The organism is Maribacter polysiphoniae, from assembly GCF_003148665.1.
Classification (GTDB): domain Bacteria; phylum Bacteroidota; class Bacteroidia; order Flavobacteriales; family Flavobacteriaceae; genus Maribacter_A; species Maribacter_A polysiphoniae.
Genome location: NZ_QGGQ01000001.1, coordinates 268932 through 288198 on the forward strand (window position 1 = coordinate 268932; position 19267 = coordinate 288198).

The window sequence follows — 19267 nt, forward strand, 5'->3', positions numbered from 1 at the left end:
TAGGTGTTGGTTTTTTCAAAACCCACCTTTCATAAACCTTTTTTAAGGGGTATGTTACCATTTTAAATTTTGATATTAATCATCCTTTTTGCTAAGGATGATTTTTTTATGGCGGTATTTCACCATGGATTATCCTCTTTCCCATTCATGGCAATCCCATTCCAAAGCTTTTCCTACAACAATCCATTTACTCCAAAATAGGTTGTAATCCAGAGGGACAAACCGCACGTATACAACGTTTCACAACATAAAATCAACGTACTACAACATTAAATTTCCTCCCTGATTTTAATAGGTAATATTTGTTAATGGTAGTTCTTGGAATGTCACATTCCGAGACTGTCTAAAAACAATCAAAACAGAGATTGAATCAAACAAACTGTTAAAACCAAACTTACTGACCCAATGAAAATTAAGTCGACCAAAATACTTTTATTAACCTGTTTTCTCTTTTTAGGTGTTCTTTCATCCTTCTCCCAAGTAAAAAACGACTTTGATGTACGTTATGAGGCAGATATTCGTGGTGAAATCACATTTGTTGGCAATAACATTGTCAACCGTCAAATTGATCCCCATTGGGAAGGTGCATACGAAAGATGGGGATGGTGGTGGATATGGAATCCACGCGCCAATTGGGTCTCAGACGTAGTAAGTCCGAACACGCCTTACGACTTAACCGGTAATTCATCGGAGTCGAACGATGTTCTCAATATGCAATATATTGATATTGACAGTGATCCCGATACATTCAGTTCCAGTAGTGCTACCTTGGATATTCCTGATGTAGATTGCTCCTTGGTCCGGTACGCAGGGCTTTATTGGTCCGCAGTTTATGTCAATTCAGATCGAAGTAATATTGATAATATAAAATTCCAAGTACCAGGGGGTACCTATCAAGATATCACCGCCGATGAAATTCTTTTTGATGGTGATGGTGATCCTGATTTCGGTTATTATAGTCCGTATGCCTGTTATAAGGATGTAACCTCCATTGTTTCCGGGCTTTCCAATCCCAATGGGGAATATTTTGTGGCAGACGTACTTGCCAGCTCTGGAAGTAGTATTTCCGGGGGTGTTTCCGGGGGTTGGAACTTAGTGATCGTCTATGAAAACCCGAACCTTCCTGGTAGTAAATTCATAACCACTTTTGATGGGTATGCCGGTATTGCCTCGGCGGCTCCGGATGTAGATATTCCCATAAGTGGATTTACCACCCTTCCCGCTCCTTTCAATGTAAATGCCAATATTGGTATTGCTGCCCTTGAAGGTGATAATCGAATTCGCGGTGATGGACTTGAAATCAACGCAAATGGTTCTTTTAGCGCTCTTTACAGCACACAGAATCCAGCTAACAACTTCTTCAATTCGAACATTACCATTGATCCGGATATTATAACCACCCGAAATCCGAACAGTGTAAATACCCTCGGGTGGGACGTTGATTTGTTCCCGGTGACCAACCGACCTAACAACAATGTTATACCAAATGATGCCACAAGTGCCACGTTACGGCTTAGCTCTACCCAAGATAAATACGACGTGTTCTTCACGTCGTTCGATGTAGAGATTATAGAACCTAAAATCGTATTGGAAAAAAGGGTGAAAACCCCTGGTGGCATTGACATTACCGGGCAAGGTGTACATCTTGGCCAAATCCTCGACTATGAACTTACCTTCCAGAATATCGGAAATGATGATGTCGACGGTTATATCATCAGGGATGTACTCCCCGTAAACGTTGCTCCACCTAATGGCATTGATTTCACAGATTCAGATTTCGTACTGCCTTCAGGAGTAACCTATTCTTACAACAGTGCTTCCCATACCATAGAATTTTCCATTCCTAATGCCTTGGTATTACAGGGGCTAACACCGTATTCCATTCGAATGCGCGTTAAGGTAGCCGAAAACTGCTTTGATTTTGTTGACGCCTGTTCCGATTTAATCCAAAACTTGGCATACTCAACCTATCACGGTGTTCAGAACGCGGCCCAAGTTACCGATGACCCCAGTGTCACGGATTTCGATGCATGTGGATTCGTTGTCCCTGGGGCAACAAACTTTTTATTGGATGACCTTTCTGACTGTAACTTCTCCCGTACCGTAGAACTCTGTGGTACCGAAGCTATATTGGATGCCGGTGATAATTTTGATGGTTACGTATGGGTAAGGGACGATAACGGCAATAACCTGTTTGATTCGACTGATACCGTAATTACCGATGGTGATCCCGATAACGACCCGAGTACCATGTCGGTAACCGAGGTTGGAACGTATATTGTAGATAAAATAGCCACCGATCCATGTAAGGGTTTTAAAGAAATCATTACCGTGGTACCTTATGGTTCAGGTATCATACCCAACCCTGTCATAGAATATTTCAATTCCGTAAACAGTGATACCGATCCTTCCAATGACCTGGCCGGGGAAATAGTACAATGTAGTGTTGACAATGACCTTCTTCCCAAATTATTCCTTTGTGGGATAGGGGATACACGCCAAATTCAAGTAAACATACTCGATGCCCAGAGCATTGTATGGGAAAAATTGGATGAGGGCAGTTGTGACGCCGCCGGGGATGATTGTGCAAACAAAAACCTCACCTGTACTTGGAGTCCTGAAGGAACAGGGAATAATTATCTCGTATCGAGTGAAGGTAAATACAGATTATCGGTCACCTATCAGAATGGATGTACCAGTCGTTTTTACTTCAATGTATTCCAAAATACATTGGACATAGAATATGACCATAACGATATCATCTGTACTACACCAGGTAATATAACCATCACCAATTTAGGCACCGGTTACGGTTACCAATTGGTTGATGATGCAACTGGCAATATCATAACCCCTTTTAGTGCCAACAATGGACCTAGTTTCGATTTTGGAACTGGCGAAAACGGAGCTTATAGGGTACAGGTTACACAATTGGACAATGCCGGAAACCCTATTGACGATGCATGTATTTTTGAAACACCGGTTATTGGGATTGTTGAAAGGGATGTACAATATGAAGTTGAGGTAACCCCTGCAAACTGTACGGTTTTAGGTACTGCCACCATTCGAGTGACCAATGCCGATGCCAATTATGAATATGAAATTCGATTGGATGACGGTACTAATGGGGGACAAGGTACATTGGTTGATAGTGAATCTGCCCAGACCAATAACAACTTTACGTTTACAGGTCTTAATCCAGGCAATTATATTGCCGTAGTACGCACGGATGACGGGTGTAACTATAGTGAGCAAATAACGATTATCGATGAAAATGATCTGGACTTGGATGCCCGGGTGCTACAAGCCATTACTTGTGATCCAGGAACCATACTCATGGAATCAACAGGGGGACAAGCTCCGCATGTCTACGCCATATGGGAATATGTAAACGAAAGCGGAACAACAATAACCTCATATGCAACCATCAATGATATTCCGTCAACCGAATTCCAAACCAATACCACTTTCGAAGTACTCGCTCCAGGTGATTATACGTTTGTTGTAGTTGACGACAATAACTGCCCGGTTTTTTCAAATATGGTTTCGATTGAATTTCGGCCAGCTGCTGAATATGACCCAGTTACCATCACCGATGTCCAATGTTTCGGTGACACAACAGGTGAAATTCAATTCAATCTGACCAATGACCATGGTTACGCTATAACCTATTTCTTGAGTGATGATACCGATACCCCAATAAGCTCCAACAATTCCGGCTATTTTACGGGATTGGCTGCCGGTAATTATTCGGTTCGTATCAATCAAACTTTTGGTACCGCCTCATGTGATTATACCGAGGATATTACCATTGGTGCACCAACAGCTGCATTGAGTGCTATTAGCACTATAGTTCAAGATTATACTTGTGTACAAGATGCCATTATCGAAGCCCAGAGCGTAACAGGGGGAACCACACCTTATTCCTACAGTATTGACGGTGTTACATTTATTCCTGATACGACTCCAAACGCCCATAGATTTGGGAATTTGACCGATGGTACCTATACCATCACGGTTAGGGATGCCAATGGATGTACGTTCGCAACCCCTGCCATTACGATAGTACCATTAAATGAGCCTAGCGACCTAACATTTACCGCTACGGCCCCGAATTGTCCTACCCAGACTTCCGATGTTACCGTCACCGTTGTAGACGGGAATACACCTTATGTTTTTGATATTATTGCTCCTTCATCCATAGCTGCTACTTCCACATCCGGAACGACTGCTGGTTTTGACGGACTTGCACCCGGTACGTATACCTTTAGGGTCACCGACAATAAAGGATGTACATACACAGAAGATTTTACCATTACCCCCGTATCGCCAATTACCGTTGCAGGTACCTTGGTCAATAATGTGACCTGTGTGGGGGCTTCAGATGGGGCTGTTGACTTTACCGTAAATGGTTTTTCAAGCAGCTACGCTTACAGCATTGACGGTGCCACTTCAATAACTGCACAAACCGCAAACACTATTAACCTTACGGGCCTTTCTGCAGGCGATTATACCATTATCGTCACCGATGAGATTACGAATTGTACCGACACACAAACTATAACGGTAAACGAACCAACCAACCCATTGGATTTTACATTTAATGTAACCCCACTAGGTTGTACGGCAGATGGTTCAGTAACCATTACAGCAACCGATGGTTGGGGCGGCTATTCCTATGAAATTACACAACCCGATGCCGTTGTTCTTGGTCTACAATCCAGTAATGTATTTTCTGGACTCAATCAAACCGGAATCCATACCATTCAAGTAACCGACGCCGGAGGATGCGTTGTAACGGATACTTTTACCATTGACGTACCAACTAACCCAACGATATCACTTGACGCCACTACAGACCTTTGTTTTGATCCAGGGAGTGGTGTTAGCCTAACTGCAACAACAACAAACGGAGTTGCACCCTATTCTTATAGTTTGAACGGAGGGCCAACGCAAACCGGAAATGTATTCAACAACTTAACACCAGGTAGTTATACCGTTGTTGTAACTGATGCCTATGGCTGTAGCGCCACTTCGAATACCGTTACGATTGAACCACAATTATCGGTTTCCCCTGTTCTTACCAAAGAATTGGATTGCGCGACCTCACCGGATGCAGTCATAGATATTACCATAAATGGCGGTTATTCAGCTTTCACCTATCAAGTAAATGGTGGTACCAGTATCCCAGTTACCGGTAATACTTTTACCTATACAACTGCAGTGGATGGTTCCTTTACTTTCTTGATTACCGACGATGAAGGTTGTACGGCCGAAACAACGGTTGTTGTGGATCCCATTACAAATCCTACGGCAACAACAAATCCAACGAATCCGACCTGTAATGGACTAGCGGATGGTAGTGTCGAAGTGGTTATTGATCCCAATTTTGGAACAGCACCTTACCAAGTTGATTTTAATGGTGGTGGACTTTCATCGCAAACGCTTTACACCGGACTGGCTGCAGGTACCTACAATTACATTGTACAAGATAGCAAGGGATGTACCTTCAATGGAAGTGTCACCTTAACAGCTCCTGACTCCATAACTGCGGATGCAGTATTGACACAACCCTATACCTGCTTGCAAACAGGGACTATTCAAGCCCAAAACGTTTCCGGTGGAACCCCTGGTTACATGTACAGCATCGATGGTATTAATTTTGTGCCTACGGATACCTTTACCGGACTTACCGATGGTACCTATACCATTACCGTAAGGGATGCCAACTTATGTACTTTTGTGACGAATGAGGTGATTATATTACCTCTTGATCCTCCAACGGATATATCCTTTGTTGCCACACCTCCAAATTGCCCTACGGAAACTTCCGATGTTACCCTTACAGTAACAGGGGGTACAGGAGCAATTGGTTATGAAATTACAGCTCCCGCGGCTTCAACCACAAATATTTCAGGTGCAACTACTGGTGTTTTTGCCGGACTTGCTCCAGATACCTACACCTTCTTGGTCACTGATGCCAACGGTTGTACCTATACCGAAAATTATACAATCGACCCAGTTACCCCAATTGATGTTGTAGGGGTATTGGTCAACAATGTTTCCTGTATGGGAGCAGCTGACGGTGCGATAGACTTTACCATAAGTGGCTTTACCACATCGTACCAATACACTATTAATGGGGGTACACCGGTAACAGGTCAAACAATTGCAACAATCAATCAAACCGGCCTGATCGCAGGTGTTTACACGATTATAGTTACAGACGAAACAACGAATTGTACCAGTACCACCACAATCACAGTAAGTGATCCACCATCAGCATTGGTCATCGACAGTATTGTACCTACAGACCCAACATGTTTGGATTCTGGTTCGGTTACTGTTAATGTTTCGGGAGGATGGGGCAATTATTCTTATGAATTCATTGACCCAAGTTCGGTACACACAACGAATTCCACAGGAATCCTTAATGGACTCACCGATACCTCCGCGGCCTATACGGTCAATGTTACCGATGCCAATGGATGTACGATTACCGATAGTTTTACATTAAATCCAGCTGTTGCTCCGGTGTTAAGCGTTAGTGCGAACAGTCTTTGTTATGATAGTACTACAGGACTCATATTGACCGCTAATGTCACTTCAGGTGGAACGGCTCCATTTCAATATAGATTGAATGGCGGAGCGTACCAAAGTGAAGCTGATTTTACTGGTTTGGCACCTGGAAGCCATACCGTTGAAGTAATAGATAGTAAAAACTGTTCTGCATCAGCCACTATCGATGTATTCCCAACCTTGGCAGCTTCTGCTAACTTGGTCAAAGATCTTGATTGTAGCGCAACACCGGATGCTGAAATAAGTATTTCAGTAAGTGGTGGAAACCCAACCTTCAATTATGAAGTACTACGGGATGGTAGCTCTGTACAAGCCAGTACAGCTGTTCCTTCCAATCCGTTCTCATATACCACCACAACGGCCGGTACCTATGAATTTATAATCACGGATACGGAAAGTTGTACCGTGACCACAAATCAAGTGGTGATAACAGCCAATAATCCGCCTACCGTTGTTGAGGTAGTTGCCAACCCATTATGTACTACAAGTGCGGATGGTAGTGTAACCTTAAATATTACCGGAGGTACAGCACCTTATCAGGTCGTATTCGATGGTAGTGCCCCTTCAACACAAACCACCTATGCCGGTTTGGCTGCAGGCACCTACAATTATACGGTTACCGATGCCAAAGGCTGTGTAACCAATAATAGCGTAGATTTGATTGCTCCTCCTGTCCTCGTGCCAGGAACCATTGACGTTGTTCAGGATTATACATGTATCAATACCTCAGCAACCTTACAAGTTATAAATTACTCTGGTGGAACTCCAGGATACACCTATAGTTTGGATGGTGTCAACTTCCAAGTATCGGATACTTTCAATACAGGAATTACAGCAGGCACTTATACCATTACCGTAAAAGATGCCAATGGATGTATAGCAACTACCCCAGCCGTTGTAATAGATCCGCTGGACCCACCAACAGATCTGACATTTGTTGCCACGGCACCAACCTGTCCTGCCATAAATTCGGATGTAACAATTACCGTTATTGACGGCAATGCACCATTTAATTATGAAATCACGGCTCCTGCCGCTGCAACTACCAATGTAACAGGGGCAACAACAGGCGTGTTTACCGGTTTGGTTCCTGGAACATATACCTTCAAGGTGACCGATGCCAAAGGATGTGAATTGGAAGAAAGCTATACCGTGGTCGATATACCCCAAGTAACGGCTATTTCCCAATTAACCAATAACGTAAGTTGTTTTGGTGCGGCTGATGGTGCGTTTACCTTTACGGTCAGTGATTTTGCAACTACCTATAGTTATACGGTTGAAAACAGTGCATCTACTGTCATACAATCAGATAATAATATCAATTTTACCACTCCAATTGCAGTAGCTGGCCATCCAGCCGATACGTATACGGTAACCATTACGGATGATACGACCAACTGTTCCACAACGACCAGCATGGTTATCGAAAATCCGCCAGCTGCGTTGGATTTCACCTTTACCAATTCACCTGTTACCTGTATCCAAAATGGAAGTATTACCGTTATTGCCACAGATGGATGGGGTAGTTATGAATATCAATTGGAAAATACGGTTGGTCCTGCCATAGTGTATGCCTACCAAGGTTCAAATACATTTAACAATGTTCCCGCGGGTACCTACAATATTTATGTACGTGATGCAGGTGGATGTATCATTGACAAACCCATTACCTTAGACCCTGCTGAAACCCCGACAATTGCGTTGGAACCAGCAACGGATTATTGCTATGATGGTACTGACCAAGCGTCATTGGTAGTAAGTATTACCGATGGAGTCGCTCCTTACACCTATACCATCAACGGTGGGGCACAAACGGCTGTCGTTGGTAATCCATTTACCATAGCGAACCTTACTCCAGGCACATATGATATTCAAGTTACAGATGCCTATGGTTGTGTGTCGAATGCGCTTAACGGTATCCTTATCGAGCCTCAATTGGCTGCTACTTCTACCTTAACCAAAGGACTGGATTGTACCGTTTCACCAGATGCAGAGATTGATGTTACTATCACCAATGGATATTTACCCTATGCTTCCTATGAAGTAAGTACAAATAGTGGGGTATCTTGGTCGGCGCCTGTTGCCATTGTAGGTAATAGTTTTACATATTCTGCAAGTGTCGATGGAACATATGACTTTAGAATTACAGATAATAACGGATGTACCGTAATAACACAAACGGTAGTAAGCCCTATTGTATATCCCGTAATTACATCTCTGGTACAGACCGTGGATATTCTATGTAATGGGGATTCCGGAGCTACGATTAATGTTAATTTGGATAACACCCAAGGAACGGCACCTTTTACTATTTCAGTACTCAACACCACTACAGGAACCAACTATGGAGCACAAACAGCTGGATTACCATCAGGTACATATGAAGTAACCGTAACCGATGCCAAATCTTGTACGGATATGAAAACCATAATCATATTGGAGCCAGATCCAATAAATTATGATATTAATCTTGTGCCAATTACCTGTAACACGGCACTGGGAACAGACCCAGGTTCCATTACCGTGGAAAACTTAACAGGAGGTACTGCGGAATATACGTACTACTTAACTGGGAATAACGGATACTCGGCAAACTATGTAACTACCGCAGGTGGTGAAGACCATACATTCGCTATTCTAGAATTCGGTATATACGAGGTAGATGTGGTAGATTCAAATGGATGTTCTTTGGTAACAACGAATATTATCGCATCTCCACCGGATGATCTGGATATTGATGTCTCAGCGTTAACCGCTGATTGCGCAACAGGAGGTACGGCAATAGTTACCGTTAGTACAGCAATTTTAGGAACTGATTATACATTCGGGATATTAGATAGTTTTAGTGCCCCATATGCCTCAACTTTTTATCCACCAGATACACCTGGCGGACCAACAAGAACCTTTACAAATTTAACCCCGGGTATAACCTATACCTTTGTAGTTCATGACAATACAACACATTGTGATTATTTTGAAAGTGCTACGGCCCCTATAGATTCGCCTTCCGGACTTACTTCTAATTTAGATGTTGTTTCCAATATAACATGTACAGGAAGTGCAAACGGAAACGTAAGTTTTACTTTCGATAATTATGACGCTGGAGCTACCTCTGTAAATTATGAGATATTCAATGCACAATCGAATATCACTACCGGTATTTCCGGATCTGCCAATGTAAATCCACCTGCAGTTGGTACAGGCGTTTCAATCTTGAACTTAGGCCCATTACCAAGAGGGGTCTATTATATTCTTTTTTCTGAAGTAGGTGGAGCATACAATGGTTGTACGGTAACTTCTGATCAATTCACGATTACCGAATCTACGAATTTACTTGAAGTAGATGCAACAGCCGATAAAAATGACAATTGTAATGTGAATGCCGGTCAAATTTCGGCTGTAGGCCAATATGGTACGGCACCTTATGAATATCAACTTACTCTATCAACAGATCCTGCCCCAATCGTTTCAACTTGGGCCGGAAATAGCACAAATACCTTCAATGTTGAAAGTGGTGATTACATTGTGTATATAAAAGATGCCAATAATTGTATTCAATCGGATGCTGTTACGGTAATTACCGATCCATCACCAGAGATAAGCGTAGCTTCCACTAACCAATGTACGGCCACTGAAGGTTCCTTTGAGGTGGATATTAGATTAGATGTGGTAGGAATGTCTCCATATACCATCAGTGTAGATGGTGCTGCGCCCCAAGCAAGTAGTTTAAGTTCGGTTGGGGATACCATGACGATATCCAATTTGAGTTCTGGTTACCATACCTTCACCATATCCGATATCAATGGTTGTGGAGAAACTAAGGATATCACTATTTATCCTCCTTTGGATCTAAGTGCGAACATCACGGCTGCCGACAACTGTGACCCTGCCGATTCCGGTGAGGTTACGATTACCGCAAATGGAGGTTCAGGAAACTATAGTTACACCCAAATTACCCCTGCTGGACCTACCCAGGTTTCAGGCGTATTTACCGGACTAACACATTCCATCGCTTATATGTTTGAAGTGGAGGATACCACTACCCATTGTACTACCCCAGTAACTATAACGTTACCAGCTCCTGTAAATCCAACATTTACTTTGGCCGCTACCGAGGTAAGTTGTTTTGGAGGAACCAATGGTACCATAACCGTAACATTGGATGCCGGAAACATCGATGTTCCTTATGAATATAGTTTGGATGGAGGTACAACGACACAGCCTTCCAATGTCTTTACCGGACTTTCACAAGGGACCTACAATGTAACCGTAATCTCAGCCAAAGGTTGTGAAGATGTTAAATCAATTGATGTAGATGAACCTACCCAATTGGATATTTCCGCTTCGGCTTCAGCCTTTAGTTGTAATGATACGACCAGTACGATTACCGTAACAATCAATGATGCCACTCCTGGAAATCCATCGGGAACAGGACCTTATGTCTATAGCTTTGATAATGGTCTTAATTTCCAAGCAGGAAATACCTACCAGGTACCTTTTGGATCGCCCGATGTCAATGTTGTCGTAAGGGATGCCAATGGTTGTTTGGATACTGAAGTAGTCGTTATTCCGGCCATGCAGGAAGTTATGGCTTCAATCAACCAAACACAGGTTATTGATTGTTCCAATGGAGCGGAAATAATAGAACTTGTACCATTAAATGGTTCAGGTACCTATACGTATGCGGAACTTCCAAGTGGTAACCCAGTGGCAGATCCCACAAATATTGTATTGACTGCTCCAGGAACCTATGTTTACGAAATCACGGATACCGTAACAAACTGTTCGGTCATCGTTGAACATAACATTGCTCCCTATAACCTAATCGATGTTACAGCTACCATGGTATCGGATGCTACTTGTAGTGATAGTGTTGATGGGGAAATAAGTGTTACCCTAACAGGTTACACAGGAACGTTCAACTATCAAGTATTGGATAATACCGGTGCTCCTGTAGTTGGTGCTTCCGGTACGGATACTGCCGTTGCAGACCCATATACTTTTACAGCATCCTCAACGCTAGACGCAGGTACCTATACCGTACACATTACCGAAACCGCTTATCCTGAATGTGTTGCCACTTCGAATAGTGTAACCATCGATGCCCCAGAGCCATTAGTGTTGAACTTACTTGGTATTATAAATGCCAATTGTAACGAAACCAACGCTATTGTCACTATGCAAGCAACAGGTGGTACAGCTCCATATTCGTATGGTGCGGCCATTAGTGGAGCCGGTGACCCTGGTGTTTATCCTTTTGACAACACCGTGGAATTGGACCCTACTACAAGTTTAAATTGGGATATATATGTACAGGATGCCAATGGTTGTGTCATTGCAATCCCATATGCCGTAACCGTGGCTACCGATACCACTCCCGATATTTCATTGGCCTTGGATGATGCCTGTGCAGATGAAGGGGATTTCGGTATCACCGTTTCACTGGATGCCATAAATATAGGGGTAGCCCCATATACCATGAGTATTAATGGAAGTGCTTTCCAAAGCATTGCCAGTTTCCCTTATACGTATACGGGTCTCACCGCAGGTGCGTATTCCATAGAGATCAGGGATGCCAATAATTGTGGTGAAACTGAACCCATTACCATTGATGCTGAATTGACAGCAAGTGCTTTCGTAGTTTCCCAACCAACATGTACAACTAACGATGGTGTAATTGAATTTACCGTAAATGGTGGTTCAGGTTCTTTTACTGCTGAATTGTTACAATCGGATTTAACTCCGACAGGTATAACCGCAGCAGGTAACCAATTTACGGGAGTTGCTTTTGGTGACTATATCGTACGGGTTACCGATGATACATTAGGAACCCCTAACTGTAGTGTTGATGTTCCAATTTCTTTGGAAGAACCAACCCCAGTTACCCTGAACACCACCCAGAAAACAGATATTACTTGTTTTGGTGCTGCCAATGGAACGATTACGGTTAGTTTGGTTACTCCTTCAACAGGGGTAAATGATAATCCACCGTATTCCTATACCGTAGATAATGGTTCAGATCCCGCTATCACAAATGGTACGGGTAGTTTCTCTGGATTGAACCCAGGTAACTATACCATTACCGTTACTTCGGAAAGAGGTTGTATTGCCACGGATAACATTACAATCAATGAGCCTACAGCATTGGTGGTTACCGCAAGTGCCACGGATTTTGCCTGTGCCCTTGACAATACCGTAAATGTTTCCGTTCTAACAATAGATGTACCTAGTACAGGAACGACCCCTTATACGTATAGCATTGATGGAGCCAATTTCTTTACAACAAATACCTTCAATGTAATTGATACGGGAGCAACACAAACGATTACGGCAACCGTAAGGGATGCCAATGGCTGTTCCAATTTTGATACGGTTACCATAAACCCATTACCAACCATAACCGATGTAACCGTTAGCCAACAAACGGCTATAACTTGTGCCAATGATGAAGTTGCACGTGTAACTGTTACCGATGGTTCAGGTGATTTCACTTTTGAATTGTTACCAACTGGAAGCGCTCCAGTGCAAACGCCAGGAGCAGGAAACTATTCTGCCGACTTTACGTTGACAACCCCAGGGGATTATACCTTCAGGGTAACCGATAATGTGACCGGTTGTTATTTCACCACTGCTCCCTACACTATTGCTCCTTACGACCTTATTGAGGTTGTCGCAACTCCTGTTTCTCCAGTGACTTGCTTCGGGGACAATGATGGGGTTATGGAAATCAATGTTACGGAGTATAACGGAAACTATTTGTATGAGGTCTTCAACAGTGATGGAACATCAACTTCCATTACCAATACGGGTGTAGCTCCAGGTATCTTAAGCATAACCGGATTGTCCGCAGGAAACTTCTATGTAGTTTTTACTGCAACGGATACCCCGTTCTGTCCGGCTACATCGAACACGATTACCATAGGATCACCGGATGCTGCTGTTCATCTTGTTGAGCTAAGCAATATCAATGCGAATTGTACTATTGGGGCCCAAGTAAGTGTACAGGCGACAGGAGGAACTCCAGGGTATACCTATGCATTTGTCCCAACGACTACCTCACCAACAGGATTGTACACCTCAAATGCAAGTGCCATTCTAACGCCAGCCACATATCCTGCAGCTTATGACGTATATGTACAGGATTCCAGAGGTTGTACCGATATGATCACCATAAACGTAGATGAAGATCCTATGCCTACGGTAACGGCACCTACTTATGCAACTGACCAATGTACCTCCAACGGAACATCCTATACATTTACCGTAACTGGTAGTGCTGGTATTGCGCCACTTGAATACAGTATTGGAAACGGATATCAGTCCAGCGATACTTTCACTGTAACCGCACCAGGAACTTATACCGTTACCGTACGGGATGCCAACGGATGTACAGCAACCGATACCATAGAGATTTTACCGCCACTTGGTTTAACACCTGCTGCAACCGTACAACCTAGTTGTGCCCTTAATGATGGTGTAATAACAATTACGGCAACTGGCGGGTCCCTAAATTATGAATATGACCTTTTGGATAATGGTGGTACAAGTGTAACCGGTGGAGTTAGACAGGCATCCAATGTCTTTAACGGACTTGCGCCTGGTACTTATACTGCTTTAGTTTATGATACCAGTGCTTCGGGTTGTGATGCCCAAGCCCCAATTACCCTTGAAACACCAACACCAGTAGTATTTACATGGAACAAAGAAGATGTCTCCTGTAATGGAGGTGCTGATGGGTCTATCGAGGTAAACCTTGCTCCTTCCAATGATAATCCACCGTATACCTATACTTTGGATGATGGAACGAACCCACCAACGGTACAGACCAGTAATTTATTCACCGGTTTACCCATGGGAACCTATGATATTACGGTAAGTTCCGGCAAAGCATGTTCAGATACACAACAGGTGATAATTGTTGAGCCTGATCCCGTTGATGTAACCGCAACCGCAACTGATTTTGCCTGTAATCCTAATAATACGGCATCGAGTTCAGTTATAACTGCAACCGGTATTGATGGTACAGCACCTTATACCTTCAGTATTGATGGTACGAATTTCTTTACCTCGAATACATTTACCATATTGGATACTGGTTCTACGCAGACCATTACGGTAACCATAAAGGATGATAATGGTTGTACGGATACGGCATTAGTGACCATTGAACCATTGAACACGTTTACTGCTACGGTTAGCACAATTACCAATATTTCTTGTGCAGGACCTGAACAAGTGTTGATAACCGTGAATGACAATGGTGATGTGGCCAATACCTATACCTATGAATTGTTGCCAATAGGAAACCCTAACGGCACTGAAGTGGCAACAGCATTGAATACAACAACACAGTTTGATCTGACTGCCGTAGGTAGTTATACGTTCCGTATTACGGATACAACAACCGGATGTTATGTTGATACACTGCCTTATGAAATAGCGCCCTATGATTTGATCGAGGTAACCGCAGTGGCTATAGATCCAGTTATTTGTTTTGGTGATGGCAATGGTTCGATAGAATTAACTATTGATGGTTATGTAGGTGCTTACGATTATCAAGTGTTTGATAGTAACGATAACCCTATTGGACCTTCGGTAAGTACTGATACAAGTGTAAACCCAAGAATGATTACCGGACTTTCTGGTGGTAACTATTATATACGGGTTACTGAAACCGCTGCTCCTTTATGTTCTGATGAAACCAATACAGTTACCATCTCATCACCCGATATGGCGTTGACCGAGACAACAACTGTTTTGAGTGGGGTAGAATGTACCGATGATCAAGGGGAAGTAAGGGTAAACCCAACAGGTGGAATAGCTCCTTATGATATTACCTTGACCAATACCACAACAGGGGATTCCTCCGGTACTTTGAATGATGTAACCGGTGCAGTATTCTCAGGCTTGTCTGCTGGTGACTATAGCGTTACCATAGTGGATGCAGGAGGTTGTTCCATAACAAATGCTTATCCCATTTTATTGGATATGCCAACACCTGTGACAGCAAATGCCATTCCGTTGAACACGGCACTAACCTGCTTTGGCGATACCACGGGAAGTGTTTCCGCTGTGAATGTATTGAACGGAAGTGGAAACTATGAATACCAATTGAACTATTACGATGCTTCAGGTACAACCATTGAATTTACAAGTACTCTTCAAAGTGGTCCTGACTTCAATAATTTAGGAGCAGGTATCTATAGTATTACTGTTTCCGATGGATGGAACTGTGATGTGGAAACCAATCAGGTTACCATCACAGAACCTACACTTATTGAAGCAACATTGATCCGTACCGATCCATTGACCTGTGCTACAGGTGTGGAATTCGAATTGAGTGCCACAGGCGGAAGCGGTGTTTATGAGTACAGCTTGGATAATATTACTTTTAGTCCGATGACCAGCAATCCAATGCCTTTACCAGAAAGTGGTATGCTTGGCTCAGGATCACACCAGTACTATGTACGTGATCTAGGAGGTGCTTGTGAATCGGTACGTTCCAATGCCATAACTGAAACAGCGATTGTACCCCTTGCGTTGACCGTAGACACGTCAGCCGCTGTGATCAATTGTAATGGTGAGGCTACGGCGATCATCTATGCCAGTGCAGCAGGTGGTTTAGGTAACTATCAATATGAATTGTATACCGATGCATCCTTGAGCATTGCAACACGCGTAGCCGGTCCTCAAGGATCTGGTAAGTTCACTGGACTTCCCGCAGGTACCTATTACGTGAATGTAACCAGTGAGGATTGTACCACTCCGGCAGAGGAGGTTGTTATCATACAACCAGAACCTTTGACCTATACCGAAAATGTTGTGGACGTCACCTGTTTTAGTGACACCAACGGTAGTATAACCGTTACCCTTTCAGGTGGTGCAGGTGGATATCAATATGCAATTTCCCCTAACCTTAACCAATTCGATACAGAAAATACCTTTACCGATTTGGCACCTGGGGATTATACGGTTATCGCCCAAGATATGAACGGATGTTTCGAAATATTGGAATATACCATTGGTCAACCGGATATGTTACAGATTTCCGCAACCACCACCCCTGAGATTTGTGTGGGTGAAGCCAACGGTACAATTACCGTATCAATAACAGGAGGTACCGCTCCATACAGCACAAGTCTAAATGATAAATCGAACTTTGTTCAAGATCAATTGGATTTTACAGATGTCGCTGCTGGTAGTTACCTATTGTTCGTAAGGGATGCCAATGGTTGTGAGGATAACATCATTGTTGAGGTTGGCGCAGGTGAAAACCTTAATGCCACTGTTGAACCTGTATATGAATGTACCGGTGATACCCCGAACAATTATATTGTGGTAACATTGGAAGATCCTTCTATTACCAGTGATGTATTGTATGCAATGGATTCAACAGATCCAGCTGATATGCAATTGACCCCTGACTATAGCAATTTGGCACCAGGTACACATGCATTGACCATTGCCCATAGTAATGGATGTGTAAATACCGTCGATTTTGAAATCCTAGGATTTGAACCATTGACCTTGGAATTGCAGAACAACAATATCAATGAAATTACTGCAGTTGCCACAGGGGGAAGAGGGGAATACAACTTCTACTTCGGAGATGTTGATAATGGTTCTGATAACACCTATATGATCAATAGGACTGATACTTATGTTGTTAGGGTTGTTGATGAGAACGGTTGTGAGGTCATTGCTAACATTGCAATGGAATTCATAGATATCGAAATTCCTAACTTCTTTACACCTGATGGAAATGGTGAAAATGACATATGGTTGCCCAGAAATATTGAGTCATACCCAAAAATACTAATTAAAATTTATGATCGTTATGGTAGAGTAGTTGAAGATAATGTAGTCAGTAAAAACGGATGGGACGGCCTATACCATGGTGCAGAACTACCAACCGGTGATTATTGGTACATCATTAAACTACAAGGTGAATCTGATGATCGTGAATTTGTTGGACATTTTACCCTATATCGCTAAACTTAACCTATAATTCCAATGCGTACTAAAATAGTAACAGTTCTTCTTTTTGCAAGCGTCTTTATGATGAAGGCCCAAGAACTTACCATTCCCCAACTATCGCAATACTTAGCTGATAACCCCTTTGTAATGTCACCCACATATGCGGGTATCGGGGATCATGTTAAGATTCGTGTAAACGGACTTACCCAATGGGTAGGTATAGAAGATGCCCCAGACACCCAATCCTTAGCTGCCGATATGCGTATTGGGGAAAGATCCGGGATAGGAGCCTTATTGTACAACGATAGTAATGGTGAAACCAAACAACGAGGGGCTAGATTGTCCTTTGCCCACCATTTGACCCTAGATAGATACGATGATGAGTTTCTATCGTTTGGACTGTCGTACAACTTCAACCAATTTCGAATAGATATTGAAAATTTTGATGCTTTGGATCCCAGTGTTACAGATGACCGGGCCACTACAAACCATAACTTCGACGTTGGGGTAATGTACCGATACGACAAGTTTTATTTTAGTTTGAATGCCTCAAATATATTAAACAAGGATCTGACCAAATTCAATCCAGTATTTGAACCCAACACCCTTCGTAATTATTATGCCTACACAGGATATCGATACACCAAGAACAAGAACAGTCGATTGGAAATTGAACCCTCGGTCTTCTTTCAACTTTTTGAGAGCGATGGTCGTTCGGTAACCGATTTGAACGTGAAATTCAGATGGTATGATTTTGAGGACTACTACTACGCAGGGGTAACCTATCGATTTTTGAACGATCAAATAGGTGATCCATTATATATTGCACCTATTGTAGGACTCAAAAAGAACAATTTTTATTTTGGATACTCCTATCAGATCATCTTAAATGAAATACTTGGGTATAGTTCCGGAACGCACGTGATTACCTTAGGTGTGGATCTATTCCAGGGCATCAGTAATTGTAGATGTACCTATTAGGGAACGAATTATTTTCAGACACCTTATTTAAAGATAAATTAAATATATAGTCTTCTGATTTCATTGGATTGATTTAAGTTTGCGGAAAATTTCAATAACCGAATGGGGATAATCAAACTAAAAAACATCAAAGTACATGCACGTCATGGCTGTCTGAGCGAAGAAAATATCATAGGTAGTGAATATAGGGTTGATATCGCGTTGAAATCAGATCTTAAAAAGGCCTCTATTTCCGATAACCTTCAAGATACTGTTGATTATGTACATATCAATCACATAATAAAGGAGGAAATGGATATTCCTTCCAAATTATTGGAACATGCCGCTAAAAGAATCATAGATCGGGTTTTTAAGGAATTAAAGTCCGTAACTAAAATAAAATTGGCCGTTTCCAAAATAAATCCACCTATAGGGGGTGATGTAGAAATGGTAACTGTTGTTTTACGTTCAAAAAGATCATAAACAATAGTTTTGATACCTTAAAATAAGGTGCTACCTTTGCACCTCGAAAATGGCATCGTGGCCGAGTGGCTAGGCGCAGCTCTGCAAAAGCTTGTACAGCGGTTCGAATCCGCTCGATGCCTCATAAGACTCCTTATGTTTCAAAGAGTCATTTTGAAACAGATGGATTAGGGTACTAAGTTTACACCTCAAAGGGCATTGTGGCTGAGTGGCTAGGCTAGGCCCCGCAAAGGCTTATACAGTGGTTCGATTCCATTCGATGCCTCAA

Annotated in this window: 3 protein-coding genes and 2 tRNA genes; all 5 read left to right on the forward strand. The window is 42.6% G+C overall.

The window, feature by feature from the left end; translation table 11 throughout:
- The first annotated feature begins 405 nt into the window (after nt 1-405).
- The 5 genes from LX92_RS01170 (at nt 406) to LX92_RS01190 (ending at nt 19264) form a co-directional block, all read left to right on the forward strand.
- A complete protein-coding gene (locus tag LX92_RS01170; protein ID WP_109648446.1) occupies nt 406-17574 on the forward strand; it encodes a T9SS type B sorting domain-containing protein in 17169 nt (5722 codons plus the stop codon).
- An 18-nt stretch (nt 17575-17592) separates the two neighbouring features.
- The gene (locus LX92_RS01175; protein WP_109648447.1) at nt 17593-18537 is read left to right on the forward strand and encodes a PorP/SprF family type IX secretion system membrane protein; all 945 of its coding nucleotides are present in this window, start codon (nt 17593-17595) and stop codon (nt 18535-18537) included.
- 102 nt (nt 18538-18639) lie between these two features.
- On the forward strand, nt 18640-18999 hold the full coding sequence (gene folB, locus LX92_RS01180; RefSeq protein WP_109648448.1) for a dihydroneopterin aldolase: 360 nt from the start codon (nt 18640-18642) through the stop codon (nt 18997-18999).
- A 51-nt stretch (nt 19000-19050) separates the two neighbouring features.
- A tRNA-Cys gene (locus LX92_RS01185) sits at nt 19051-19121 on the forward strand.
- A 72-nt stretch (nt 19122-19193) separates the two neighbouring features.
- Nucleotides 19194-19264: transfer RNA gene (locus LX92_RS01190), tRNA-Cys, on the forward strand.
- Nucleotides 19265-19267: the final 3 nt, after the last annotated feature.

Coding starts and splice junctions, on each gene's coding strand:
- LX92_RS01170 (WP_109648446.1), top strand. CDS start 406: ATGAAAATTAAGTCGACCAAAATACTTTTATTAACCTGTTTTCTCTTT.
- folB (WP_109648448.1), top strand. CDS start 18,640: ATGGGGATAATCAAACTAAAAAACATCAAAGTACATGCACGTCATGGC.
- LX92_RS01175 (WP_109648447.1), top strand. CDS start 17,593: ATGCGTACTAAAATAGTAACAGTTCTTCTTTTTGCAAGCGTCTTTATG.